This is a genomic window from Paenibacillus agaridevorans, assembly GCF_018604145.1.
Lineage (GTDB): Bacteria > Bacillota > Bacilli > Paenibacillales > Paenibacillaceae > Pristimantibacillus > Pristimantibacillus agaridevorans.
Genome location: NZ_CP075889.1, coordinates 8908913 through 8933626, shown reverse-complemented (window position 1 = coordinate 8933626; position 24714 = coordinate 8908913). Strand labels below are relative to the sequence as shown.

General features: G+C 50.5%; 23 protein-coding genes. 2 read left to right on the top strand and 21 right to left on the bottom strand.

Annotated elements, in window-relative coordinates:
- Positions 1 to 66: 66 nt before the first annotated feature.
- The 19 genes from KJW29_RS35535 to coxB form a co-directional block, all read right to left on the bottom strand.
- The gene (locus KJW29_RS35535; protein WP_214628214.1) at positions 67 to 1641 is read right to left on the bottom strand and encodes a response regulator; all 1575 of its coding nucleotides are present in this window, start codon (positions 1639 to 1641) and stop codon (positions 67 to 69) included.
- Positions 1634 to 3406 (bottom strand): cache domain-containing sensor histidine kinase, encoded by a 1773-nt coding sequence (locus KJW29_RS35530; RefSeq protein WP_214628213.1) that lies wholly within the window; start codon positions 3404 to 3406, stop codon positions 1634 to 1636. Before KJW29_RS35530 ends, KJW29_RS35535 begins: the two co-directional genes overlap by 8 nt.
- A 69-nt stretch (positions 3407 to 3475) precedes the next feature.
- Positions 3476 to 5224 carry a type 2 periplasmic-binding domain-containing protein gene (locus KJW29_RS35525; protein WP_214628212.1) on the bottom strand — a complete coding sequence of 583 codons (1749 nt, stop codon included), beginning with the start codon at positions 5222 to 5224 and terminating at the stop codon, positions 3476 to 3478.
- A 58-nt stretch (positions 5225 to 5282) separates the two neighbouring features.
- Positions 5283 to 6167, bottom strand: a complete 885-nt coding sequence (locus KJW29_RS35520; protein WP_214628211.1) for a carbohydrate ABC transporter permease — start codon at positions 6165 to 6167, stop codon at positions 5283 to 5285.
- 27 nt (positions 6168 to 6194) lie between these two features.
- The gene (locus KJW29_RS35515) at positions 6195 to 7100 is read right to left on the bottom strand and encodes an ABC transporter permease (protein ID WP_214628210.1); all 906 of its coding nucleotides are present in this window, start codon (positions 7098 to 7100) and stop codon (positions 6195 to 6197) included.
- Positions 7097 to 8854: a glycoside hydrolase family 2 protein gene (locus KJW29_RS35510; protein ID WP_246608508.1), complete on the bottom strand. Its 1758-nt coding sequence runs from the start codon at positions 8852 to 8854 to the stop codon at positions 7097 to 7099. Before KJW29_RS35510 ends, KJW29_RS35515 begins: the two co-directional genes overlap by 4 nt.
- A 514-nt stretch (positions 8855 to 9368) precedes the next feature.
- Complete coding sequence (locus tag KJW29_RS35505) at positions 9369 to 9851, bottom strand: small multi-drug export protein (protein WP_214628208.1); 483 nt, start codon at positions 9849 to 9851, stop codon at positions 9369 to 9371.
- Positions 9852 to 9911: 60 nt separating this feature from the next.
- Complete coding sequence (locus KJW29_RS35500) at positions 9912 to 11219, bottom strand: ABC transporter permease (protein ID WP_214628207.1); 1308 nt, start codon at positions 11217 to 11219, stop codon at positions 9912 to 9914.
- Entirely contained in the window at positions 11212 to 12114 is a 903-nt protein-coding gene (locus KJW29_RS35495; RefSeq protein ID WP_214628206.1) for an ABC transporter ATP-binding protein, read from the bottom strand. Before KJW29_RS35495 ends, KJW29_RS35500 begins: the two co-directional genes overlap by 8 nt.
- Positions 12111 to 13055 carry an ABC transporter ATP-binding protein gene (locus tag KJW29_RS35490; RefSeq protein ID WP_214628205.1) on the bottom strand — a complete coding sequence of 315 codons (945 nt, stop codon included), beginning with the start codon at positions 13053 to 13055 and terminating at the stop codon, positions 12111 to 12113. Before KJW29_RS35490 ends, KJW29_RS35495 begins: the two co-directional genes overlap by 4 nt.
- Positions 13052 to 13456: a GntR family transcriptional regulator gene (locus KJW29_RS35485; RefSeq protein ID WP_214628204.1), complete on the bottom strand. Its 405-nt coding sequence runs from the start codon at positions 13454 to 13456 to the stop codon at positions 13052 to 13054. The genes KJW29_RS35490 and KJW29_RS35485 overlap by 4 nt, the downstream gene beginning before the upstream one ends.
- 24 nt (positions 13457 to 13480) lie before the next feature.
- A complete protein-coding gene (locus KJW29_RS35480) occupies positions 13481 to 14203 on the bottom strand; it encodes a hypothetical protein (RefSeq protein ID WP_214628203.1) in 723 nt (240 codons plus the stop codon).
- 217 nt (positions 14204 to 14420) lie between these two features.
- On the bottom strand, positions 14421 to 15479 hold the full coding sequence (locus KJW29_RS35475) for an acyltransferase (RefSeq protein WP_214628202.1): 1059 nt from the start codon (positions 15477 to 15479) through the stop codon (positions 14421 to 14423).
- Between the two features lie 6 nt (positions 15480 to 15485).
- Positions 15486 to 15947 carry a DUF420 domain-containing protein gene (locus KJW29_RS35470; RefSeq protein ID WP_214628201.1) on the bottom strand — a complete coding sequence of 154 codons (462 nt, stop codon included), beginning with the start codon at positions 15945 to 15947 and terminating at the stop codon, positions 15486 to 15488.
- Positions 15948 to 16009: 62 nt separating this feature from the next.
- The gene (gene ctaG / locus KJW29_RS35465) at positions 16010 to 16918 is read right to left on the bottom strand and encodes a cytochrome c oxidase assembly factor CtaG (RefSeq protein ID WP_087566181.1); all 909 of its coding nucleotides are present in this window, start codon (positions 16916 to 16918) and stop codon (positions 16010 to 16012) included.
- Positions 16919 to 17043: 125 nt separating this feature from the next.
- Positions 17044 to 17361 (bottom strand): cytochrome C oxidase subunit IV family protein, encoded by a 318-nt coding sequence (locus tag KJW29_RS35460; protein WP_214628200.1) that lies wholly within the window; start codon positions 17359 to 17361, stop codon positions 17044 to 17046.
- 4 nt (positions 17362 to 17365) lie between these two features.
- Positions 17366 to 17983 (bottom strand): cytochrome (ubi)quinol oxidase subunit III, encoded by a 618-nt coding sequence (locus KJW29_RS35455; protein ID WP_087566179.1) that lies wholly within the window; start codon positions 17981 to 17983, stop codon positions 17366 to 17368.
- Positions 17980 to 19881, bottom strand: a complete 1902-nt coding sequence (ctaD, locus tag KJW29_RS35450; protein WP_246608507.1) for a cytochrome c oxidase subunit I — start codon at positions 19879 to 19881, stop codon at positions 17980 to 17982. Before ctaD ends, KJW29_RS35455 begins: the two co-directional genes overlap by 4 nt.
- An 11-nt stretch (positions 19882 to 19892) precedes the next feature.
- Positions 19893 to 20948 carry a cytochrome c oxidase subunit II gene (gene coxB, locus KJW29_RS35445; protein ID WP_214628199.1) on the bottom strand — a complete coding sequence of 352 codons (1056 nt, stop codon included), beginning with the start codon at positions 20946 to 20948 and terminating at the stop codon, positions 19893 to 19895.
- 366 nt (positions 20949 to 21314) lie between these two features.
- On the opposite strand from coxB, the gene KJW29_RS35440 reads away from it, so the two are divergent.
- The gene (locus KJW29_RS35440; RefSeq protein ID WP_214628198.1) at positions 21315 to 22061 is read left to right on the top strand and encodes a hypothetical protein; all 747 of its coding nucleotides are present in this window, start codon (positions 21315 to 21317) and stop codon (positions 22059 to 22061) included.
- A gap of 87 nt (positions 22062 to 22148) precedes the next feature.
- Here KJW29_RS35440 and KJW29_RS35435 read toward each other — a convergent pair whose 3' ends face one another.
- On the bottom strand, positions 22149 to 23000 hold the full coding sequence (locus KJW29_RS35435) for a DUF421 domain-containing protein (protein WP_214628197.1): 852 nt from the start codon (positions 22998 to 23000) through the stop codon (positions 22149 to 22151).
- A 500-nt stretch (positions 23001 to 23500) separates the two neighbouring features.
- Positions 23501 to 23701 (bottom strand): copper ion binding protein, encoded by a 201-nt coding sequence (locus tag KJW29_RS35430; RefSeq protein ID WP_087566174.1) that lies wholly within the window; start codon positions 23699 to 23701, stop codon positions 23501 to 23503.
- A gap of 278 nt (positions 23702 to 23979) precedes the next feature.
- On the opposite strand from KJW29_RS35430, the gene KJW29_RS35425 reads away from it, so the two are divergent.
- Entirely contained in the window at positions 23980 to 24714 is a 735-nt protein-coding gene (locus KJW29_RS35425; protein ID WP_214628196.1) for a glycerophosphodiester phosphodiesterase, read from the top strand.

The following is a 24714-nucleotide window of genomic DNA, read 5'->3' as shown; positions in this document are numbered from 1 at the left end:
GAGTACCATCGCTTTCGGTCGCCACATTGCCGCCTAAAGTCATGACTCTTCTTTGCACCAGCTCATCTAAAGCTGCTTCCTATAATCGCCCGGACTGATTCCGGCGTAGTTTTTGAAATGCAAGTACAAGTGGTTCGTATTCTTATACCCAACCTTCTCGGCGATGTCGGCGATTGACCATCGCGGGTCTCGCAGCAGCTTTTTCGCTGCCTCGACGCGAATTTCGTTAATAAAATCATTGAAGTATTTGCCTGTCTCCTTCTTAAACAGCTGGCCGAGATAGCCTGAGGTAATATAAAACATGCCCGCAATCTTTTTCAAATTGATATCTTCCCAATAGTGGCTGCGAATGTACGCTGCCACGCCGGAGATCTCCGAATCTGGCGGCGTCTCCCGCGTCTTCCGCAAAAACTCCGATATGCTATCGCATAGCCGAACAAGCTCTCGTCTTGCTTCCTCCTGGCTCTTCAGCTCCGCGATCCAATCGGATTCGCCATAGCGGTCTGCGTACAGCTGTTTCCAATCGCCTTCTTGTTCGATCACCAGCCGCGAGAGCTGCATTATCGCCGAGACAATAACGCTCCGAACCGTTCCGATTGGCGCAGACCGCTCTTCCAGCTCCTGGAACAGCGCCCTCAGCTCAATCTCCCACCCCTTGCGATTGGCATGGAGAACCTCTTCCTTCAACTTATCCGCATGCCAATCAAGCGACCAAGCCGGAACGGCTCCCTGCGCGTCTTCGTCGGTAAAGATTTCTGCTTGCGGAGTGAAAAATGACTTGCCGAGCGCTGTCTTCGCCTTCTCGTAGGAGCGGACGATCGACGATGCGTGCCCGACCATCATGCCTGCCCCGACCATCACCTGCTGCTTGGCATACTCCCTGGTGAAGTCGACGATTTGCTGCAGCAGCGGACCGATCGAGTCGGTCGACAGTTCCCTGTCTTCGCCGACGAGTAGAATTCCGAACCGCTGCTCGCTCTCCTCAAATACGAACCCGATGTCAAACGTCCTTACGATATCCTCGAGAATATTGCGTACGGCGAACCGGATCAAATGAATTTCGCTCTCCCTCAGCTCCAGCAGCATATCACCGTAATGCGCCAGCTCGACCAACAGCACGCGGTAATAATGACGCTCGAGCAGCGCCTGCCAGTGCATCGTCTCCGCCACTTCCTCCTGAATCGACTCGCCCCGAATCAGCTTCTGGAAGAAATAATCATGCACCCACTTCTCCTGTTTACGATTCTGATAATCTGTCGACCATTCGTCCTCGAGCGCGCGCCGGACGCTCGCCAATACGGCTCGAAGCTCGTCTTCGTCGACAGGCTTGAGCAGATAACTGCTTACTCCGTACTGAATCGCTTCCTTGGCGAAAGCGAAGTCGTCGTACCCGCTCAAAATAATGATTTTGGCGTTTTCATCCAGCTCCTTCACGGCACGGGACAGCTGCAAGCCGTTCAGTCCCGGCATCTTAATATCGGTAATAAGCAGGTTCGGGCGTTCCTTCTTGTACAGCTCCAGAGCCTCGTCACCGTCCTCCGCTTCCCCAACGATGACGAAGTCTTCCCCGTACCAATCGATCACGTGCTTCAAGCCTTGCCGGATATCGTATTCGTCGTCCGCGATGACCACTCTAAACATGCGGTTTCCCCTCCGTCTGCTCATGATGTCTCGGAATGTAGAGCGAAATCGTCGTACCTTCGCCTACCGTGCTGTCCATGGTCAAACCGTACCCTTCCCCGTAATGAAGCGCGATCCGGTCATGAACGTTCTGCAAGCCGATGGCCCGTCCTTCCTTGCGGTTCGTCCCTGGCTGTGCAAGAGACTGCTGGATCCTCTCCAGTTTGGGCGCCTCGATGCCAATCCCATTGTCGTGCACGATAATACGTACCGCCTCCCCCTCTTCCCTCACCCTGATAGCAATGATGCCTTTGCCCTTCTTATTCTCGATGCCGTGCTTTATCGCGTTTTCGACGATCGGCTGAACGATCAACTTCGGTATCTGCAAGGTGAGGAGCGATTCATCAATGTCCAGCTCCTCCGTAATTTTGTCATGGAACCGGGCCTTCTGAATCTCGATATAGCTTTGGACGAAGTCCATCTCCTCTTGCAGCTCAATGACGTCATTATGCCAGTTCAACGTTTTCCGCAATATTTTCGAGAGATTCCTGACCATGCCAGCTGTCTCGCGATTCTGATCTGACGTGGACGCCGTAATCAGCTTCATCCGGATCGATTCCAGAGTATTGAAGAGAAAATGCGGGTTAATCTGGCTGTGCAGAGCGTACAGCTCCGCATCTCGTTTCTTGATCTGAGCATCCTGGAGCGACAGGCGGATGACATAATTTTCCTCAATGGAGCGCTCGAGCCCCTCAACCATCTGATTGAAGTTTTTAGTCAACTGTCCGATTTCATCCGCGTTACCCTCGTCCTCCACCGTGACGAATTTCCCCTGTTTCACCTGAGTCATCGTGCGCAGCAGCTTGCGAATTCGATCCATGATTTTGCCCAGAAACAAGATGATCAAGCAGCAGGAAAACAGCAGCGTCAGCCCTGTTACGATAAGGCTGGTCGTACGTACCTGCTTCGCTTCCCGCAGCAGGCTATCAATCGGCGCTTCCGTTACGATGCGCCAATCCGGCAGCATCTTGCCGTCAATCTCCGTCGTAATGATTTTAAAATCTTCCTCTTCCACTTGCCTCTCTTGTTCCTGCGCAGCAAACAACACTTGATCAATCAGCGAACGTTCATTGGAGGAGACGACTCTTCCCGCTTCGTCCAAGATGGATGTGCGCCGCTCCCTTGGATCGCTCTCCTTCATGAGAGAATAGAGCCGCTCCTCTTCGAACCGGATCGTGACAACCCCGAACAGATTGCCATTCAAATTACGTATCGACTTGCTCACGTACAGATCTTTTCCCGACTTGCCCCATACGATGCCTGATCCAGCATCAACAGCTCGCGTAAATTCCGGCATAGCTTGCACTTTGTCGTCGATTCGCTCATAGATACCAAGTCCCGGCAGCAGCGTTCCATTGACGAAATAAATGTTCAGGCTCGTCGCAACGTTCTGCAGGCCGAAGTCGTACGTGATCGGCTTCAAATAATATTGATACGCGTCAATGCTGTCGAGCATTTCGCTGTATTCGTTCAACGGGTTCAAATAATAGTGGAGCGTCTCGTCCATGCTAAAGCGCGTCACAAGATCCGCGTACTGCTGCAAGAGATCCTGCACGTTATTGCCCATCTGCTCCGCCGCCTCCTGGGTCAGCTCCGTCGTCTGGCGGATGATCTGGTTCTCCGAGACGTTCAAAATGACCTGTGCGATGAGCAACAGCGGGATGAAGACGGAGAAGAAATAGACGATGATCAGTTTAGCGCGCAAGGATAATTTTTTCCATTTCATGCTCACGGTTCACTCCCGCTTCGGATAAATAGGCAAAGAGGGGAATCTTCTCCCCTCTTTGCCATCTTATTATTGAAGCTCACTCAGCTTCTGCTTGTTCGCATCAAAGCCTTCCTTGTAGAAATTCATAACTTGCTCGATGCCCATGCCATTAAGCTCGTCGATGAACTTCTGTTTTGCCGCCTCGTACGCCGCATCATCCTTCGAGAAGATGACTCTGGCAATGTTCATATCGAGATACGTTTTGATTTTCTGCTCCTGCAGCGCAACGTCGCTGTTCGGATCCGGCTTGACCGGATCGATGAGGGACGTGTTAACGGAGTAGTTATCGCGCGTCTCGAATATTTGCGTTGGGTAGTCAAGCGAGTTAGTCTCGATGTATTTCTTCTCTGGAGCCGTCATGTTATCGATATAACGCTCTGGAGCGTTATCTCCGTATTTAACCTTCCAGCCCTTGTCAGGGTTTGCCGGCTTCCCGTTAATTACGAAGTTCGGAGCCATGTAGGCATTGCCGATTTTCTTCGTTGCGTCCGGATCCGCAGGTACGTTCGGATCAACTGGCAGCGGCACAGGCACACCGCCATCCATGTTCCACAGCTCGCCTTCCGGTCCGTTCCACATCAGTTCAACTCCATCCCAACTTGAAGCGAAGTTCATGAATTTCATGACTGCTTCTTTCTTATCGGAGCCTTTCGCGATCGACCATAGCATATTATTTCCGACCGGCGACGAGAAGCGGAAAAACGTGTTGTTCGCCTTCGCGTCAAGCAGCGTCGGGATAAAGCCTTTCACTTCGTCTTTGTTTCCGCGGATGACGTCGTTCGGCCAGCCGATCTGCCAGTTCGCGAGACCAAGGTGGTAACGCAACGCCTTGCCTTTGTCTTGTACTTGCTGCGCCTTCATCGTAGCGGATTCCGGATCGAGCAAACCTTGGTGGTATGCTTTGTTCCAGAAGCTCATCGCTTTCCAGAAGGAATTGTTCGCGTCCGTGAATCTTGGTACCAGCTCATTCTTCTCGATATCCAGATAGTTGAAGCCCCCCACACCGGCAAAGCCGTCATTGTGCGATGTGTTCCAGTCGACATAATCCCAGCCTCCTGCATCCGCGAACGGAATGCCGGTCAGGTATGTCTTCTGTCCTTCCGCGTTCGTCGGTTCAAGCTCCTGCGCCTTCTTTCCGAATGCCAACAGGTCCTCGAGGCTCTTCAGCTCACCAAGGCCGGATTGCTCCAGCAGGTCTCCACGAAGCTGAAAGACGAGATCGTAACCCATCGGATAGAAGCTTTCGTCGCCGATCAAGCCGGGAATGAAGTACAGGCCGTCTTGTCCTTCGGAATACATAAGCTTACTGTAGTCCAGGCCTTCTTTGACGTTTGCCGTCAGATCTGGACCATGCTGGGCGATCAACTCATCGAGCGGTGCTATCATACCATTTTTCAGCATTAGTTTGTTGATATTCATATCTCCGGTAATGATAAGATCCGGCAGGTCGTTCGTAGCGATCAGTGTCGACAAGCGTTGGTTTGCTTCGTCTTGGTTGCCGCCCGTATTCACGAATTCCAGCTTCACGCCGATTCGCTTCTCGATCTCAGCCATAACCGGATTGTCTAGCATGTTCGCCGGCAGCGTTCCGGTATTGGCGTGGAACACCTTAATCGTAACCTTTTCTTGCTTCACCTCGTCTCCCGATTCAGCAGTGGCTGATGGGGTATTTCTTTGCCCCTTGTTGCCGTTGTTGCTGCTTCCGCCGTTCGAACAAGCCGCCATGAAGAGCATGAGAATGGCCAATGACACGGCAATAAAGGAAAACTTCTTCATCTTTTGCAACCTCCCTATAGTGTCTATTCTGTATCTATTCGGCTCTCGCCGCAACAGATCAACCTTTAACGGCACCAATCATGATGCCTTTGACAAAATATCTTTGCAAAAACGGGTATACGAGAAACACCGGAATGACCACGAGTACAGTTATCGACATCCGCAGAGACGTCGGCGTTATGGCTAACGTGTCCTGAGCTGCTTGCAGCAATGCTGCGTCGCGAAGACTGTACGATTGGCTCTGCAAGAAACGCAGCAGCATGAGTTGAAGCGTCATAAGCTCTTGCCTCGTGTTATAGAGCAAGTTGTCCATCCAGTTATTCCACTGGCCGACCGCTGCGAAAATGATGATCGTCGCCATAATCGGTTTGGAGAGCGGCAAAGCGATGCGCCAGAACACTGTGAAGTAACTGGCTCCTTCCATCATGGCGGCTTCCTCCAGCTCCGGAGGGAGTTGCTCGAAGTACGTCTTGATGAGCACGAGGAAAAACGCGTTAATCATTCCCGGAATGATGTAAATCCAGAACGTATTCAGCAGGTTCAACTCATACATGAGGATATAGTTAGGAATGAGACCAGCGTTGATGTACATCGTCATGACAACCGTAATGTACATCGGTTTGCGCATCGGAGTCGCTTTCTTCGTCAATCCGAAGGCGAGCATCGCGCAGCCAATCAGCGTCAGCAACGTGCCGGACACCGTTCGTCCTAGCGATATCGTCACCGGTCCAGTCAGATCATTTTTCTTGAAAATTTCGATATAGTTCACCAGCGAGAAGTCGCGGGGCAGCAGGAAGCTTGGGTTCCCCACGACCAGCGCCGGATCAGACAGCGAATAGATTAAGATAAAATAAAACGGGTAGCAGGTCACCAGCGCAAGCAACCCGAGCACGATATAGTTGAATACGCTGAATACCCGGTAGGACGCCGATTCCTTTATCATCTTGTTTCACTCCTTGCTTCTTCGTCGTTATAGAATCGATCGGCCGTTCACGCGCTTGCTTATTGCGTTAGCAGTAATAAGCAGCAGAATGCTGACGACGGACTTCATGACACCGACAGCCGTAGCGTACGAGAAGCTCAAGCCTTGCAAACCGATCTTATACGTGTACGTATCCAGGTTCTCGAGCTTATCCATAACCATAGGGTTCATGAACGTGAACATCTGCTCGAAGCCGCCGCCGGCAAGCAGGTTGCCGATTCCCAGGATGAACAGAACGACGAACGTCGGCATCATGCCAGGAAGCGAGATATGCCAGGCTTCTTGGAAGCGGCTTGCGCCGTCAACCCGCGCAGCCTCGTACTGCTCTTGATCGATTCCGCTCAGGGCAGCCAAGTAGATAATAGCTCCCCAGCCCAGTCCCTTCCACATGCCGACCAGAGTTTGGAAGTACCAAGCGAATCCGGAGTCGGCCAGCACGTCCTTAGGCGTGGTGATCACTCCCAAATCCAGAAGGAACCGGTTGAACGCACCCTCGTCGATCGAGAAGAAGGAGAAGAAAATCGAATACACGATAATCCATGAGATAAAGTTTGGGAACGACGATACCGTCTGTACGAACTTGCGGAACCATAGCTTTCTCACTTCGTTCAGCAATAACGCAAGCAGCATCGGGGCCGGAGACGTAATTAAACTCAGGAAGCTAAGCACCAGCGTGTTGCGCAGAGCCAGCATAAACTGCTCGTCGGTCAGAATCCGCTCGAAATGTCGCAGTCCCACGAAATTTTGGCCCAAAATCGGCGAACCTGGAAAATAATCCTGAAACGCCATCAGCCAGCCGAAAAGCGGTACGTAGCTGAATAGGAGCACCAAGGCGAAAAACGGCACGGTCATCAGAATAAGCGGCAGCTTAACGCTTCGGAACTGGGATCTCATGACAGACCGTCCATGATTCTCTTAATCTGCTCCAGCGGAACCTTCGGTTTGCGGTCGTAAGTCAGCAGGCCGTTAATCTCCTGCTCGACATCCGTCAGTTGCGTGTAGCAGAAACCTTGCACAACCGGAGATTGCAGCATCGGACGGATAACGGCAGCGAGACGGCTGAGGAAATCCTCGTCGCTATTGGCGCCAGAGTATCCCCACCCCTCCCAATCGCTCTTCTTGAAGGAGATCCCTCCGAACTCCGAGACGACAATAGGCTCGCCCTCGTACTTGATGCCGCCTACATGGAGCTGACGGTCGGCCGGTCTTGCCTGTAATGCCGATTCCAAATCCGAGTAACGTTCATTCAGCTTATCCTCGCGCCATTCATAGTCGTGGATCGTAAGGAGGTCGCTCTTCATATGCTCCCAGCCGTCATTGGAAATAACGAATCTCGTCGGATCCAGCGACTTGGTCAGATGATACATCGCAAGCGCATGTTGCTGCTCTCGCTTGTCATGCAGGATGTTCGGCACGCCCCAGCTTTCGTTTAGCGGAACCCAGGCTATGATGCACGGATGGTTATAGTCCCGTTCTACCGCCGCCTGCCATTCTGAGGTGAAGCGCAGCACATAATTCTCGTGCATCTCATACGCATTCGCCGTTTCTCCCCAAACTAGGAGTCCAAGCTTATCGCACCAGTACAGATAACGAGGATCCTCGATCTTCTGATGCTTGCGAGCGCCGTTGAAACCCATCGCTTTCGTGAGCTCCACATCCTGGCGAATGCTATCGTCTGAAGGCGCGGTGAGTAATCCGTCCGGGAAGTAGCCTTGATCGAGCACCAACTTCATATAGTACGGATGGTTGTTTAAGCAAACTTTCCCCTTCTCTATCGAGATTTTCCGCATCCCAAAGTAACTGTCGACACGGTCCACTTCCTTGCCGTCTACCGTCAGCACCAGCTGCAGATCGTACAGATGCGGATGCTCCGGAGACCACCATCGGTTCCAACGGCTGTCATGATAGTTGAAGTCATTCAAGCTGATGATGTGGCTCGACACGCTTTTGCCGATCGCGAAGGTAGACTCCGCTTCGACCGCGCTTTTAAAGATCGCTGTCACTTTGAGCTCTACCTTGCCCGAGACAAGCTCCAGGCCGCTGACGAACACGCGCAGGCTACAAGTATTCGCATCGATATCCGGCGTAAGCTTTACGCGTTCGATATAGATTTCGCTTACTGGTTCCAGCCAAACCGTCTGCCAGATGCCCGTCGTCCGAGTATAGAAGATCGTCTCGGATTGATCCTTCCAGTATTGCTTGCCCCGGGGAACAGCGAGATCTCTGGCATAATCCTCGGCGCGAACAACCAGCTTGTTGTCGCCTTCCTGAAGAGCTTCCGTCACATCGAACGAGAAGGAGGTATGGCCGCCTTCATGCTCACCGACCTTCATGCCGTTCACCCACACGATCGCGGTATAATCTACCGCTCCGAAATGAATCAACACGCGTTTGTTACGGTAAGCATCCGATAATTGGAAGTCTCTCTGGTACCAGACAACGTCATGCGCGGCAGGATCGCCAATGCCGCTAAGCTTGCTTTCGAAGCCATACGGCACCTGAATCTTCTTCGAAAAGTTGCGGCCGCCATGCTGCCATTGTTCGCGCAAACCCGCTCTCTCGTCGTCGAATTCAAATTCCCATTGTCCATTTAAGTTCATCCATTCCGTCCGCTGAAACTGCGGACGCGGATATTCTGTTCTCACCATATGCAGTCCCTCCATACGCAAACTTGCAAGCTGTCTGTCTATACGCTAATGGTATAGGAGAAGGAAGGTTAGAACAGTTCATAAATTTCGACATTTGCTTATAAAAATTTATAGTTTGTGCGCGCTGGCTTGCCTGGGTGAAGCCGTTACCAGCTCTCCCAACACTGATGATGCGATTGCGAAGCTGCCCAGCGACAGGCTCATTTCGGGCTGCCTCCAATACTCGGAAAGCAGGAAACACACCTAACATTGCCGAAAAAGCAGGCGTATTCGAAAAAACCACGCCATCTAGCGCATCATTTGATTTTTCCACTTCTCCTCAATATGTAGACGGATCGCTTCCTTCATATCTTCCTCTGTATATGATTTAAACTTCTGTCCCTTCACTGCCATAAAAAATGCACCCCCTAGAATTCATCGGAATAACCAGGGGGTTTTCCAATGTCTATTCTAAGGGGTGCAACTCATGATATATCAAGGGTCTTTTATGTCACAACAGAACGCCGGCGCAGAATTACTTTACAACATTAATTCCCAACAACACCAAAATCCCCATTCCGACAGCCCATACTACTATGGCAATCGTTTGCCAAATCATCACATATCGTTTCGATGCACCCGAGGCGATACAAACTAAAGCCGCGATATGGTCTCCGATCAACAACGGACCTAGAAGCGAGACTCCGGGCACTCCGTACTTTTGGAATAGCTTCTGCCCGCGTTCTAGACGTTTATTGTGCTTTTCTTGTTTACGTTCAGAAGGTTTTCTTCTTTGCAGCCACTGCCTAACGCGATCACTAGCCAGGATAACAACCATAACCGAAATCCAGTTTCCGACGATTGCAGCTGCTATCGTCATCACTGCCGGGAAGCCGATCGCAATCCCTACAGGTACTGCAAAGTATCCTTCGATGAACGGGATCATTCCCACAATCATAACTCCAAAAAATTGTAATATCGGATTTGAATCTTGCAGCTGCTGCAAAAATTGTTCCAACTTGTCATCATCCTTTTCCAAGTCATACCCTTACTGCCCATCGATTACAATGTGCGATGTTTAAATCTTATAAGCCTTCATAGCTTTGCGAATCTCTTTCCACGAAGGACGTTTGCCGTACATCAGCACGCCCGTGCGGTAGATTTTAGCCGAGACGTATACCGACACGTAGATCGAGACGAGCAGGATGCCGAAGGATAGCAGCGTCTCCCACATCGCGACTTCCGTCAATCCCAGACGGAGCAGCATCGTAAACGGCGAGAACAACGGAATGTACGATGTGACGGTGACGAGCATGCTGTCCGGCGTGCTGATGCTGAAAATCGCAATGTAGAAGCCGGCAAGCGAGATAAAGGTCATTGGCATGACCGCTTGGCCGAGATCCTCCGTCCGGCTGACGATGGAACCTACTGCTGCGTACAGTGTCGCGAACAGGAAGAAACCTGTAAAGAAGAACAGTACGGCATAGATGATCAGAAGCGGATCCACTAGCGACAGATCGATGTCGAGATTACCAAGCGCGCCTTTGTTATGCGGCATGGACGCGTTGCCCAGGATAACCGCGATGTAGAAGGCGACCTGGATGATGACGACGACGAACATGCCGAAGATTTTACCGAACATCTGCTTGAGCGGCGAGACGCTCGTGATCAGAATTTCCATAACGCGGGAGCTCTTCTCCGCCGTAATTTCCGACGCGATCATATTGCCGGAGGTCATAATGGCCATAAACAAGAAGATGATCATGACGTAGACGACGCCCATATTTACGCCTTGCTCCTGAGGCGTTCGACCGGAGCCTTCATTGCCGCCTTCGCCCGTATAGATTTGGACCGTATCAATTTTGATCGGCGCGGACAACTGTGCCATTTGTTCGTTCGACAGTCCCGCATCCTTAAGAATGTTCGCTTGGCGAATGAGGATCAACGAGCCTTGAAGCGATTCCGTCATGCTGAATTCCATCAGCTTCTCGGATTTGTAAGTCATAACCGGGAATCCGTTATCCGTCAGCTCGGTGCCGAATTCCAGATACCCTTTGATTTCTCCGTCCTCGATGGCTTTCTTGAGCATGGTTTCGTTAGCTGCGGCATCGCCTTGATCCTCGAACGGCACCATAACAATGCTCGGATTCTCTTGCGCTTCGTAGAAAGCCTTTAAGCTGTCGCCCGTGGACTGGTTATCCTCGCCCGCCATCTGGACGTAGCCCACATTTGTTGCTTTATCGCCTTTGTCGAACTGCTCGATGATATAAGGAAGATTAATGCCGATACTGATAACTAGCGCGATAATAAGCGTTGTAATAACAAATGCCTTGCCTTTGACCTTATTGCGGATCGTAAACCCTACTACCGTCCAGAAACTATTCATGACGATCACCCACCGTTCGGATAAAGATTTCGTTTAACGTCGGTTCCTTGATTTCAAAATGGTTCACGTTTGCTTGCTCCATCGCCAGCTTCAAAATTTCCGCCCCTGCCGACTCCAGCGAGATCTGGATATCGTAGCCTTGCTCCGTCCTCGTGACGCCGGTAACGCCGGCTATTCTTTCGATGCCGCCGATTGCATTATCCGTGCCCAATATTACCCGTTCTCTCGGAAACCGCTTTTTGATTTCCTTCAGACTGCCCTTCAACACCGTGTTTGAGCGATGAAGAATCGTAATATTGCGGCACAGCTCCTCGACATGCTCCATGCGGTGCGTCGAGAACAAGATGCTCGTACCGGAATCGCGAAGCTCCTTGACGGTCGATTTCAACAGTTCTACGTTAACAGGGTCAAGTCCGCTGAACGCCTCGTCCATAATAACGATCTGAGGCTTATGATTTACCGCCGCGATGAACTGGATTTTTTGCTGGTTCCCTTTAGACAGCTCCTCGACCTTCTTGTTGTAGTATTCGGGAACCTCGAACTTCTCAAGCCAGTACTTGAGATTGCGATCGGCATCGCCTTTCGACATGCCGCGAAGCTGGGACAAATAAATGATCTGGTCGCTTACCTTCACCTTTGGATAGAGGCCTCGCTCCTCGGGCAAGTATCCGAGCCTGCTAAGCTGTTCATTGCTGTAAGGTTTGCCGTTGTACAAAATCTTTCCTTCGTCGGGAAAGATCAGTCCCAGCACCATCCGCATCGTCGTCGTTTTGCCGGCGCCGTTTGCGCCGAGCAAGCCGTAGATTTCGCCTTCGCCCACTTCGAATGAGTTGTTGTTTACCGCCGTTTTGTCCGCGTATTGCTTCGTTACGTTCTCCACCACTAATGGCTTCATCTTCTCAATCCCCTCGCTTCGTTTGCTTTTGTTTCCAGCCCGATGCCGTGCAGCAGAGCCGCCATAATTTCATCCAGCTCCATCGCGGATTTGCTTACGACAGTAAGTCCGGCGTCCGCACACCAGGCTTCGGCATCCTGCGCTTTACCTGTGGTGACGCGAAACGTGTGCATACCCGCGAACTCAATGCCGGTTTGACCAGGCATATCGGCCAGATCCCTGGCTTCGATTCCTTCGCCGCTGACATAATAAGTGAACCAACTGCTAAATAATTCGTCTTTCTCGTAGAAGCCCAGCACCTTGCCTTGCGCCATAAATACGATGAAATCCGCCAGCCGTTTCACTTCGTCCACGATATGGCTCGTCATTAATATGGTGCGGTCGCCTTGATCCATATGGCGGTGCAGCAGATCGATCATGATCTTCCATGCCAGCGGGTCAAGTCCGGAAGAAGGTTCGTCGAGCAGCAGCAGCTCGGGATTATGGGCGAGGGCAAGCGCAAGCTCCGTTTTTCTTCGCATGCCCTTGGACATCTTGCCCAGGAGCTGATGATCGTTTACCTGCAGAATTCGAAGCAGTTCTTGATAGCGGAACTGATCCCAACCCTTGTACCAGAATCCGTTGATCTTTGCCTTGTCGCTGCCCTTGAGCCTCGACTCATGAGCGTAAGGCTCCTCGGGGACATAACCGATATGCTGCTTGAGCGCATCATCGTCGCCGCTGCCGATTTCCTGGCCAAGCACCGTCACTTTGCCATGGTCGGGCTTCGCCAGATCCAGCGCCATGCGGAACAAAGTGCTTTTGCCGCTTCCGTTCGGTCCGACGATGGCGGTAATATAACCGCTCGGAATGTCCAGCGTTGTCGGACCTAACACGAAATCCGATTTCCGCACCGATACGTTCTCGAATGAAATCGCGGTTTCCGCCTTCCAATCGCTCATGATTGTTCTCCTCCCGGATCGTAATGTTTGCGTACTGCTTCGCGGAACAGCCCTTCGAGCTCCTCCTCCGTGCATTGCACCCGCTTGCCGGCTGCGACGGCTTGATCCAGCGCTTCGATTACGACGGACAAACGGTGTTTATCGCGCTCCTGATCGCCGACCTTGGCCACATAAGTGCCGGTGCCTTGCCGCGTTCGGAGCAGTCCCTCCGTCTCCAGATCGCTGTACACCCGCTTGACGGTAATGACGCTGCACTTGACTGTCTGGGCCAGTTCCCGGATGGAAGGCAGCAAGGTGTCTTCTTCAAGCTGGCCGCTTACAATAAGCGCCCTAAGCTGGACTTTTATTTGATGATACAGCGGTTCCGCGCTTTGTTCGTTAATTTGGATGGGCAGCCTCACTTGATTTCACCCGCCTTTTTCCCTTCACTTGGATAAGTCGCGCTTTCTTAGTCTCTTCTCGATGCGGCGGAGTCCTAGCGGAATGCAGACGGCCGAGAACGCGATTGCCCCGATCGGCAGCCACCACCCGCCGTTAAGCACCGTATTGTAGCTGTAGACCAACACGCTTTCCTTTGTCCATACCGTAATGCCGATCAACGCTCCGAGTGCTCCGAAAGCAAGAAGCATGCAATACCAGAAGTACGTGTTCCCTTTGTAGCCAATCTCCACGTACAAGTACAGAAATCCCGCAACCATCGTATAGAAAATCCAGAAGATCGCAAATGGCAGAAACGCTTTAAACTCAAAGCCTGGATTCATGGAATGAACGCTGAAATAAAATCCGGTAAAATACAAGAGCATACATGGCAGCGAAACCGTCAGATAGAGCAAGAACTTGCCTAGTGCGATCTGTCCCAGCGAAATCGGCAATGTCCTCCATACTTCGAGCTTTTTCGTATACATATCCGTCTTCCAATAAAAGTTAGCCTGCGTCCCCATCATTCCCAAACAGGGAAACAACAGCAGCGCATACAAGTCGATACCCAAGTAGGAGAATACTTCTGCTTCCCCGTTCAGCCCGTCACTGAAGAACGGCACCATGAACAATAACATAACCCCGACGAACAGCACCGGTATGATAAACTTCCATCTTGCCCACAACAACTCGCTTCTTACCAAGAACCAAGCGCCCTTCCATTTCCCCATGATTCTCTTGCCTCCCGAACCCAACATCATTCTAACTGCTAAAAATGCCGCTCAAGCGACTGTGTTTATATACTGTATATATCTATATACACAGTATATTCACAGTAACAGTGCATGTCAAGCGCCGGGACAAAAAAACTAAAATTGTTTGTACACAACAAAAAAACCTCTACTCCAGTCGTTTCCAACGACCGAAATAAAGGGTTTAGCAGCATCTTTATTTGCCCCAAAGCAGCCAGGACAGCTTGATCTTTCTTGTGAGATGGACAATGGCAAACGATAGTCCAAGCATCGTGACAAGAAGCGAGACGAAATATACATGGTAGTAGGCGCTGCCAAGCTCCTGTTTAAACAGCTTGCCCATGACCGTCTGGATCGCCGGATGAATGAAGTAGATACCGAAAGAGGCTGATCCCAGAGCCATCAGCCAGGGGATAATACGGGCCTTTTGCTCCACGATAATTTTGCCGCCCCAGATGAGGCTGATCCCGATTAACACGGCATATAGGCTGTACATAATCATGTACGCAGGCATCGGGTAGATCGCGCCGGCTTGCGACGAAAACACGAATAACAAATACATGAACCCGACCATCAAGGCCAAGGGCCCTGTCCATGCCACATGTCTCCAGCGCTCCGCGAACTTGCCATAACGCATTCCAATGGCGGCTCCAATGCCGAATACAGCGAAGTAATTCCAGATCAATGTCGCTTTATGTTCGAACAAATACACTTCGTGATGGATGTACAGGAACACGCTTTGGATCAGGATGGCCAGCACCGCCATATGCCATGCCTTAAGCTTAAGCCATTGTACGAGCCCCATCAGCAAGGGGAATATCAAGTACAACTGAATGATAATCGACATGAAATACAAGTGATAGCTCGCGTCCCCCCACAACAACATCTTGAGGAACAGCTCGGGATCGAATTCGAGCGGCTGGTGATAAGCGATCCGATTGAAGAAATAATAGAACACCGACCACACCACATAAGGAATCACGACAAACTTTAGCCGTTTCTTATAGAAGGCCAGCGCCTGCTCCATACTCCAGTCGTCATGATAACGATAGAAGAGCACCAGCCCGCTCAGCATGAGAAACAGCGGTACGGCGAACATGCTTAAACTATTCGCGACATAATAGAAAGGGGCCGACAGGCTGCCCCATGGCACCTCCGTACGGGGCGTGGCTGTCGCGTGGATCAATACAACGGCAATGATAGCAATGGCGCGCACGATATGAATCTCGACAATATTGGCTTTTTTGTTTGACATAGCCCTTTAACCGAAGATCGCTTCGAACAACGGCTTGGCATCGGCCGCCGGGTAAAGCACGTACAGAATCGAATAGACGGCTGTGCCCGTAATGGCCGTAATAAACCAGATGATCGAAGTTAATCGGCCCAGCTTGCGGTGCCTCGCAAACTTCTTTTTGTAGCCGAGTACGATCGTCGTTATGCCGAATACGGCGGCCACTGTTGCCAGCGTGATATGGAACAACAGAAATACCAGATAATAAGGCTTAAGGCCATCGGGCCCGTTATATGGCGTACTGCCAATAATAAAGGTTCTCGAGGCATAAATAATAAAAAACAAAATGGCCGCGATCGCTGCACACACCATCATCTTTTGATGCTGCTCGAGCTTGCGCTTAACCGCAAGCCGCCAACCAAATGCCACGAGCGTCGCACTCAAGACGATAAAAAAGGTGCTGACGGTCGGCATTAAAATATTCAAGTCCACTGTCATCCACTCCATGCGTCAATAGTCAATAGGATTTGATAATGGGGCCTTCGGAGAGGCCCTTAAACCGCGCCTGGATTCGGATTAGGATTCGGCAAATCATCGTCTTCCGTATGCTCGCGCTTGAACCATTGCTTAAAGATATACGCCAAAATGAGGCCGTACATCAGCTCTTGAACAAGCTTCATGACAATCCCGCCCAATTGCTGGTCATTTTCGGAACCAACCAGGTTAAAAAATTCCGGACCGCCATATTGAGTCAACAAGTAACTCGTATCGCCGGAGATACAATACCCCATCGCCTTTACCCACACTTCTGGATCGTTGTACGTTGCGTATAAGTCACCAGGCGAGAAGATAATAAGCGCGCATGCTGGCGTAAGCAATACGCCATTGGCGAATACGTAGGCCATTCGCTTGAGATCGGTTAATTTCGACCACTCCGGAACAGGACAAGCGACTTGCCACCACATCATAAAGGATGTAATGAACAGAGCTGCGTAATATAGACGATGAACCGTGAAGTTCGTCATCACATAATCATGGATCAGCGGCACATGGTACAGCGAGAATAACATATTAAACAAAACGAGAGTGGAGATCGGATGCATCAAGAAGGAGAGCTTCTTCCAGAATGGGGCTCCAAACATTCTCCTCCATAAAAAAGCCGGCAGCGCAAGCAGGACCATCGGGGGAACGATCAAATACGAAATGGCCATATTCACCATATGATAGGTAAACGTCAAGTGACCCATTAGGCTAAGAGGACCGCCCTGCGCCAAATAAAATAATAACGCGGCTCCGATAAACAGCATCTTCTGAAGAGTCGTCGCAGTCGGCTCTTGCGGAAAATGTTTCTCTCTCCAAGGTCCTATCAAATAGAAATACAGAATGACCACCGCAATAACTCCGAATAGAAACATGGGCGACCATAGTTGCTCAAAAGTGAAGTATTCGTTTAAGCCAAACATCTTGGAAGGCTCCTTTCTCCTGTACAGCATACCCGGACGGCAAGAAATGCCAATCTTACGGAAAGAAGAGGGACCCGCTGACTGGGACCCTCCTCTCTTCAATTCTTATCGGTCCGGAGTTACGATTACCACCAAACCCAATATTCTGCCATGATCACAGCTGTAAAGACGATGAATACACCGGACAGAATGCCGATAATCGCGAATGTGTGACCGCGATCCTTCATGTGCATCCAAAATGCCATCTGTACAAAAACTTGAAGGAAAGCCGTACCCATTAAAATAACATAGATAAAGTCTTTATTAATTTCTCCGCTTATCACAGTCGCAAATGCGATGAAAGTCAGCAGAATCGAGAAGATAAACGCAACGACATGTTTTTTGGGACCTTCAACCTTGTGATGTTTGGTGCGTTGCTCAGCGGCTCCGTGATTGCTTGCCATACCGTTAAACCACCTTTCCCATCAGGTAAACAACCGTGAAGATGAATACCCACACAACGTCGATAAAGTGCCAGTACATCCCGGCTACGTATACCTTAGGCGCCGTTACAACATTTAGTCCCTTGCGGGACAATTGGATGATCAGAAGCGTGATCCATACAATACCGAACAACACGTGCGCGCCGTGGAAGCCGACCAGCGTGTAGAACGAAGAGCTGAACGCGCTTGTCGTGAAGCCGTGACCTTCGTGAACATAGTGGTAGAACTCGTAAATCTCAAGCCCCAGGAATGAAGCTCCCAAGACTACCGTAACGATCAACCAGCCAATCAGGCTTTTTACATTTTTCTGATGCATCGCTTGAATCGCGAACACGCTTGTCAAGCTGGATGTAAGCAGGATCGCAGTCGCGATAGCAACCAGCATGAGATCGAACAAATGATTGGCGGTAGGTCCTTCGAGCACTTGATCCCGAAGCGACAGGTACGCCGCGAACAAAGTACCGAAGAGAACGGTCTCGCCGCCGAGGAATAACCAGAAACCTAATACTTTATTGCGTCCCTCGAGGGTAGCCTTCTCCGGCTCATGGGGCAATTGCCCTTCTACATGCGTATGTGCACTCATGCTTTCCCCCCCAAGTCCTTCAGAATTTCGTCTTCTTCGATATGGAAGCCGTGGTCATCGATCATGGACCGGAGCACCATACACAACAATGTAGTGGCAAGGCCGATAATTCCGATGAAGTGTCCCGTCTTAAGCGCTCCAATGTGACCCCAATCCGGAGCGTACATAAACCCGAAGCCTGCTACAAACAAGCCAACACCCATAAAGAATGGCAGAATCGATGGAGACGGCATATGAATCGGACCGATCGGCTCCGCAGGCGTCATGCCTTTGTGGCCTTCCATCTTCTCTTTCCAATACGCGTCATAACCGCGAACAAGCGGAGTTTGCGCGAAATTGTACTCTGGCGGAGGCGATGGAATCGTCCACTCCAGCGTACGTCCGTCTTCCCAAGGATCTGCTGGCGCATTTTTAGGTTTAGCCATTGTTACTACAACGTTCATCAGGAACAGGATTGTGCCTACGCCCATCAGCAAAGCGCCGACCGTACTAATCATGTTCATCTCGTTAAAGCCGATGCCATCCAGGTACTGCCAGATCCGACGCGGCATCCCGAGCAAGCCCAAGAAGTGCTGAATGAAGAATGTCAAGTGGAAGCCGATAAAGAATGTCCAGAATGTGATCTTGCCGAGCGTCTCGTTTAACACCCGTCCGAACATCTTAGGCCACCAGTAATGCAAGCCTGCAAAAATACCCAATACCAGACCGCCTACGATAACGTAGTGGAAATGCGCTACGACGAAGTAGGTATCATGATACTGGAAGTCGGCGGGAGCCGATGCCAGCATGACGCCTGTAACGCCGCCCATAACGAAAGTTGGTACGAATCCGACCGCATACAGGTTGGCGGATGTAAATTTGATTGAACCGCCCCACATCGTAAACAGCCAGTTAAAGATTTTGATGCCTGTTGGAACGGCAATCAACATTGTTGCAATAGAGAACAACGCGTTCGCAACGGGACCAAGACCTGTTGTAAACATATGATGCGCCCATACCATGAAGCCCAGGAATCCGATCAAAATCGTCGCGAATACCATGGAGCTGTAGCCGAACAGACGCTTGCGCGAAAACGTACTGATAACCTCGGAGATAATACCGAAGGCCGGCAGAATGAGGATGTATACCTCAGGATGCCCGAAAATCCAGAAAATATGCTCCCACAATACTGCGTTGCCGCCTGCGGTAGGATCGAAGAAATTCGCGCTGAACAACCGATCGAACATCAAGGCCGCAAGCCCGACAGTAAGCGCTGGGAATGCGAACAGGATCAATGCGGACGTGATAAATGCCGTCCAAGTGAACAATGGCATCCGCATAAATGTCATGCCAGGTGCACGCATGTTGATAATCGTTACAAGAAAGTTGATACCGCCGATCAAAGTACCAATACCGGCAATCTGCAGGCCCAATACGTAATAATCCATACCATGATCATTACTATAGGTGGTTCCTGCCAACGGCGCATACGCCGTCCAACCTGCGTCTGGCACATCGCCGACGATCCAGCTGACATTAAGCAGCAAGCCGCCGAAAAAAAATGTCCAAAAACCCAATGAATTCACGAACGGAAATGCGACGTCCCGCGCGCCGATCTGAAGCGGCACGACCGCGTTCATAAAGGCGAACAGAAGCGGCATAGCCGCAAGGAAGATCATGGTTGTGCCGTGCATCGTAATCAATTCGTTGTATGTATTCGCTCCAACGAAATTGTTCTGCGGAGCCCAAAGTTGAATACGAATCAGGATCGCTTCAAGTCCGCCGACGAGAAAAAAGAATCCCCCTGCTATCAAATACAAAATACCGATTTTCTTATGGTCAACCGTTGTTAGCCAGTCCATAAGACCGCTGTAACGTTTGACTGCATGTGCATGAGCCAAGGTAGGCGCCTCCTTCATCGCTGATGATATTATTCGTAATCTAACGTTAACTCCGACAAGTATTGTGCAATCCCTTCCAGCTCGTCCTCGGTCAATTCGTATCGGTTCGACATCAAATTGCCTGGCTTAATCGCCGCTGGATCCTTGATCCAATTGTAGAGATTGTTATATACAGTATCTTCGTGTTTGTATTGCTTATCATCAGCTTCTACGTTGACAAGAATACCACCGACGCTATTGCGGCTTGCAATGCCAGACAGGTTCGGATAAGCTTGTACGCCCAAGTCGCCAATTGCATGGCATACCAGGCATTTGCTTTGGAACACTTCTGCTATTGCCGGGTCGGATGGAAGAGCAACGGGCTCTTTGATTGCTGCTGCCCAGCGGTCGAACGCTGCGCCATCGACGGATTTCACTTTAAAATCCATCAGGCCATGGGACGGTCCGCACAATTCGGCGCATTTACCCAAGTAAACGCCTTCTTTCGGCGCGGAGAAATACATATGGTTCTCATTGCCGCTTGGATTCGTATCGATCTTGCCTGCCAGCGACGGAACCCAGAAGGAGTGAATTACGTCAGCCGTCTTCGCTTCGATTGCGATCGTCTTGCCGGTTGGAATGACCAGCTCCTGCGCAGTCTTGATGCCTAACTCCGGATACTCGAACTCCCACCAGTACTGATGAGAAGTCACGATGACTTTAACTGCATCAGGGTCATTGCTGTAATCCTTGGACAAGTTAAACACCGATTGCAAAGTAGGAACGGCCAGGATCACGAGCAAGATGATCGGAATGACGGTCCAGATAACCTCAAGTTTGTGGCTACCCTCTACCTGCTTAGGAATGGTCTTGTCTCCCGAACGTCTGCGGAACCGGATAATGACATACAAAGCAAGGGCGAATACGACAACAACAACGATGCCCATAATGATAATCGCCGTCTTCATCAATCCGAATTGCTCTTCCGCTACCGGCCCTTGAGGATTCAGCGTAGACAAGTCTTCTCGTCCGCATGCCGCAAGCACCAATGCCATCATGGCCATCAGCGGTGCCAGCCGTCTTACAAATTGCCACCGATTCATCATTAATCAACCCCACTTTTGACGTTTTCGCAGCGGCCATTTTTTCACGTGGCAAGCGGCCTGCTGCGTGTTTCACAGCTGTTGTTACATCTCGTGCAACTTTAAACACTTTATTAAATATAAAGTTGACGCTCTCTTTTGTCAATGTTCCACAGAGAGTTCACAAATTGTTCTCAAAGCTGTCAAAAACGGATATTTTAGCGCTCTTTCGGGCTATTGCGGCGGTATTTGCAGCCGTGCTTTAAAGCTTCGTTTACCTTTCATTGTGCACCAAACCCATGGTCATTTATGTATGCTTTCCTAAGGCGTATGTTTTACCTCGCGGGAACGGACACTAACATCATCCCAATTAGGATTGGAGGTAAGCCAATGACGATGATGCGACGGGCCGGTATCATCCTGTTGTCCTTGCTCTTGGTCATTGCCGTTTCGGCTTGCGGCTACAAGAAGTCTATGCAGCATTCCGACTCGGACTATGGAAGCAGGAAGCCCGGAGATCCCAAGATGCAGGGACTGAAGGCGTATGGATCCACGAATACCGACGCGGGGCAGCACGACAATGCCTTCTTTGAATACAGCTCCATGCTGTCGAATAAGATCGGCTCGCTTAATGGCGTAGCGAATGCGATTGTCATGCTGACGGACAAAAACGCATATGTAGCCATTCTGTTGGACTGGTCGGCAGTGGGTACGAAAGCGAAGGGCGGCACGGACGAGCAAAACAATACCGGCTCCAACGGCGGCGTATTCAATATCGATTCCGGTTCGCCATACAGCAGCCCTTACGCTATCGTGACGCCGTACAATTCTTTCTTTACCGTTATGGACCACCAGAACTTGTCCAATGAACTGAAACAGACGATTGCGAAGCGCATTCGCGAAGAATCCCCTATGATCCAGGAGGTTCATATTTCCGCCAATATGGAGTTCAACAATTATTTTGTTCGTTTCGCTTCGGAAGCATGGGCCGGCCGATCGTTAACGCCTTTGGTCGACACCTTCAACAAAGTTGTTCAATACGAATTCGACGGGGCTGCGGAACGTCCCGCCCCCATTACGGAACCCGGTCACTACTCGCCGCAGGATTGGCAGCTGCGCAAGTTCAACAGACGCTAATCGTAACATTTATTATAGAAGAAACACGAGAAAACACGAGGAGCTTTCCATCGAATGGGGAGCTCCTCGTATGCTTTTTTGTGGCTGCTACTTCCCGTTCATGCCCGTTTGAAGGCGGTCGAGAGCGGAGCGATAGGCCTGCCTGTCCGCTTCGTTGCGGGCCGCTTGCTCCAGCCGCTTCAGTTCGTCCTCAAGCTGAGCGGTCATTTGGCGTATTCGATCGGCAGGTTTGTCCGCTTTCTTTTGAGGAAAACTTCGTCCATCGGCCGTTTGAATATGAAGCGTTGTGCCGTCGCTGTCCAACTGTGCCAGCAATACATCCTCAAGCTTCAGCTTCTGCTGACTCATCTTATGACGCAGCCAACCCCTCGTTACGCCCGAAAGCTCCAATTCCTTCTCTAATACGATGCCATCCATGACAAGCGTATGCGGCGGCTTCTCCTCCGCCATCTTCCATCCCAGCATATCCGGGGTGATGGGCTGATACTGTTTCTTCATTAATACATTAAGTTCTCCGCTTGACTCCATAACGGCGAATTCGACATCCGCCACACGATAGGCATCCTTGCTTCTAAGCTGTTCCAGAAGCTCGTCCAAGGTCAGCCTTTCCTTCTTCAGTTCCTCCTTCAACAATTTGCCGTCCTTGATGAGCACCCTGCCTTTTCCGTCTACAAGATCCCTGACCTTTCTATTCTTAACGGTCCAATATTCGATGCCTACCGATACGCTAACCCACACCAGCAGCGATACGATTCCGAGGTACCATAAGTTGTCCAGATCCAATGATACGTAAGCGGCAATGTTGCCGATGGAGATGCCCGTAATGTATTCGAAGAGCGACAACTCCGATATTTGGCGTTTGCCAAGCACTTTCGTCAGAATGAACAGAACTGCCATAGCAGCCAGCGTTCGAATGACAATCTCGATCCACTGCGGCATTTTTGAATCCCTCCCTTATCATCCTATGATGTCCAACTAAGCCAATGTCATTCTCGGGCAGCTTCTCTCGCCGTATTTTTGGCGAATCAGGAGACAAACTTACACTTGCATTATCCTACTTATGATGATATGATAATAAGAATGTAATATTTAACCCCTATAGATCCCCAGTAAGAATCAACTATACCCTCTGTATTTGATCATCTTGACTAACGAATCTAGGCTCATGTTTCAACTGTTTTTCTGATTCACACTGGCGCGGTCAATGGAGCCGCAAGGACGGAAGAGAGGTAGGGCTTTCGTTGTTTTGGGAAAAATAAGACGCACAAACAACTGTGATGCACATGCTGTTTACGATAAGCTGCGGGGATAATATGCCGTCCTGATTAAGGACATGGCAGGTTAAATATATGCAATAAGGGCTGCCTGGCCGGCGACGATTGTCGCCGACAGGGCAGCCCTGTCCAATTCTCAGCTATTATTTTATTTCCCCTTTCCGATTACCCCACATCGTATCCTTGTTCCTCGATTGCCGCTTTAATGGCATCCAGACTTACTTTGGCTTCATCATACTCCACCGTTACTTTCTTGTCCGCCAGGCTGACCTGACCGCTCGCGCCAACTTCGCTTACCGCTTTCTCTACCGAACTCACGCAATGACCGCAGCTCATGCCTTCTACCTTCAATACAACGTTTGCCATTGTTATCATCCTCCATAATGATTTTTAGTTAATACCACCCCGGGGTATACCTTTCTATCCCTTATGTTATCATACCCCCCAAGGGTATGTAAAGTCGCATTTTAATCCTCGATAAAAGACCAGGCTTTCGTTCTTTCGTCTCCCCTATTCATCTTACTTCGTATATGCTACGATCATCTTGTAAGCGTTTTTTCGAATAAACTCAACTCGCGCGTTTAACATGGTTCGAACATAACAGCGGTATACTTCTTATAAAAAAGGAAAAAGGATGTGTCCCCATGAATTCCATGATCAACTTCGCCCATCGAGGTGCCAGCGCTTATTGTCCGGAGAATACGATGGCCGCATTCGCCCGTGCTCTGGAGCTAGGCGCAACCGGCATTGAGACAGACATTCAACGAACGAAGGATGGCGTGCTCGTCTGTATTCACGACGAGTCGCTGCAACGAACGGCTGGTGCGGCTCGTCTCGTCGTTGACACCGATTACGAAGCCATTTGCCAGCTTGATGCCGGCAGCTGGTTCGACGCATCGTTTGCTGGCGAACGTATTCCAACCTTGGATCAGCTGCTGGCATTGGCCGCGGAATCAGAGCTTATTCTTAATCTGGAACTGAAGAACGGCGTCGTCCAATATCCGGGAATGGAAGCCGAAGTTATCTCGGCCGTACGCCAGGCAGGCTTGGCCGATCGCGTCGTCCTGTCCAGCTTCAATCATTATTCGCTGGCGCTCTGCAAGTCGCTGGCCCCGGACATTCGCACCGGCATTTTATATATGGAGGGCTTATATCGGCCTTGGGAATATGCCGCGACGCTGAATGCGGATGCCTTGCACGCGTATCATTATGCCGTCCTTCCCGAATGGGTAAAGGAAGCGGAAGAAGCCGGCATCGTCTACCACCCCTTCACCGTTAATGAAAAAGCAGAGATGCTCCGTCTTATCGAAGCAGGTGTTGCCGGCATCATTACGGATTATCCCGACCGCCTGCACAAGCTCATTCAGAGCAGGAGGTAG

What these genes read in the sequence shown, in the direction of transcription:
- KJW29_RS35535 (WP_214628214.1), bottom strand. Translation starts at nt 1,641, where the DNA reads ATGTTTAGAGTGGTCATCGCGGACGACGAATACGATATCCGGCAAGGC.
- KJW29_RS35530 (WP_214628213.1), bottom strand. Translation starts at nt 3,406, where the DNA reads ATGAAATGGAAAAAATTATCCTTGCGCGCTAAACTGATCATCGTCTAT.
- KJW29_RS35525 (WP_214628212.1), bottom strand. Translation starts at nt 5,224, where the DNA reads ATGAAGAAGTTTTCCTTTATTGCCGTGTCATTGGCCATTCTCATGCTC.
- KJW29_RS35520 (WP_214628211.1), bottom strand. Translation starts at nt 6,167, where the DNA reads ATGATAAAGGAATCGGCGTCCTACCGGGTATTCAGCGTATTCAACTAT.
- KJW29_RS35515 (WP_214628210.1), bottom strand. Translation starts at nt 7,100, where the DNA reads ATGAGATCCCAGTTCCGAAGCGTTAAGCTGCCGCTTATTCTGATGACC.
- KJW29_RS35510 (WP_246608508.1), bottom strand. Translation starts at nt 8,854, where the DNA reads ATGGTGAGAACAGAATATCCGCGTCCGCAGTTTCAGCGGACGGAATGG.
- KJW29_RS35500 (WP_214628207.1), bottom strand. Translation starts at nt 11,219, where the DNA reads ATGAATAGTTTCTGGACGGTAGTAGGGTTTACGATCCGCAATAAGGTC.
- KJW29_RS35495 (WP_214628206.1), bottom strand. Translation starts at nt 12,114, where the DNA reads ATGAAGCCATTAGTGGTGGAGAACGTAACGAAGCAATACGCGGACAAA.
- KJW29_RS35490 (WP_214628205.1), bottom strand. Translation starts at nt 13,055, where the DNA reads ATGAGCGATTGGAAGGCGGAAACCGCGATTTCATTCGAGAACGTATCG.
- KJW29_RS35480 (WP_214628203.1), bottom strand. Translation starts at nt 14,203, where the DNA reads ATGGGGAAATGGAAGGGCGCTTGGTTCTTGGTAAGAAGCGAGTTGTTG.
- KJW29_RS35475 (WP_214628202.1), bottom strand. Translation starts at nt 15,479, where the DNA reads ATGTCAAACAAAAAAGCCAATATTGTCGAGATTCATATCGTGCGCGCC.
- ctaG (WP_087566181.1), bottom strand. Translation starts at nt 16,918, where the DNA reads ATGTTTGGCTTAAACGAATACTTCACTTTTGAGCAACTATGGTCGCCC.
- KJW29_RS35460 (WP_214628200.1), bottom strand. Translation starts at nt 17,361, where the DNA reads ATGGCAAGCAATCACGGAGCCGCTGAGCAACGCACCAAACATCACAAG.
- KJW29_RS35455 (WP_087566179.1), bottom strand. Translation starts at nt 17,983, where the DNA reads ATGAGTGCACATACGCATGTAGAAGGGCAATTGCCCCATGAGCCGGAG.
- ctaD (WP_246608507.1), bottom strand. Translation starts at nt 19,881, where the DNA reads ATGAAGGAGGCGCCTACCTTGGCTCATGCACATGCAGTCAAACGTTAC.
- coxB (WP_214628199.1), bottom strand. Translation starts at nt 20,948, where the DNA reads ATGATGAATCGGTGGCAATTTGTAAGACGGCTGGCACCGCTGATGGCC.
- KJW29_RS35440 (WP_214628198.1), top strand. Translation starts at nt 21,315, where the DNA reads ATGACGATGATGCGACGGGCCGGTATCATCCTGTTGTCCTTGCTCTTG.
- KJW29_RS35435 (WP_214628197.1), bottom strand. Translation starts at nt 23,000, where the DNA reads ATGCCGCAGTGGATCGAGATTGTCATTCGAACGCTGGCTGCTATGGCA.
- KJW29_RS35430 (WP_087566174.1), bottom strand. Translation starts at nt 23,701, where the DNA reads ATGGCAAACGTTGTATTGAAGGTAGAAGGCATGAGCTGCGGTCATTGC.
- KJW29_RS35425 (WP_214628196.1), top strand. Translation starts at nt 23,980, where the DNA reads ATGAATTCCATGATCAACTTCGCCCATCGAGGTGCCAGCGCTTATTGT.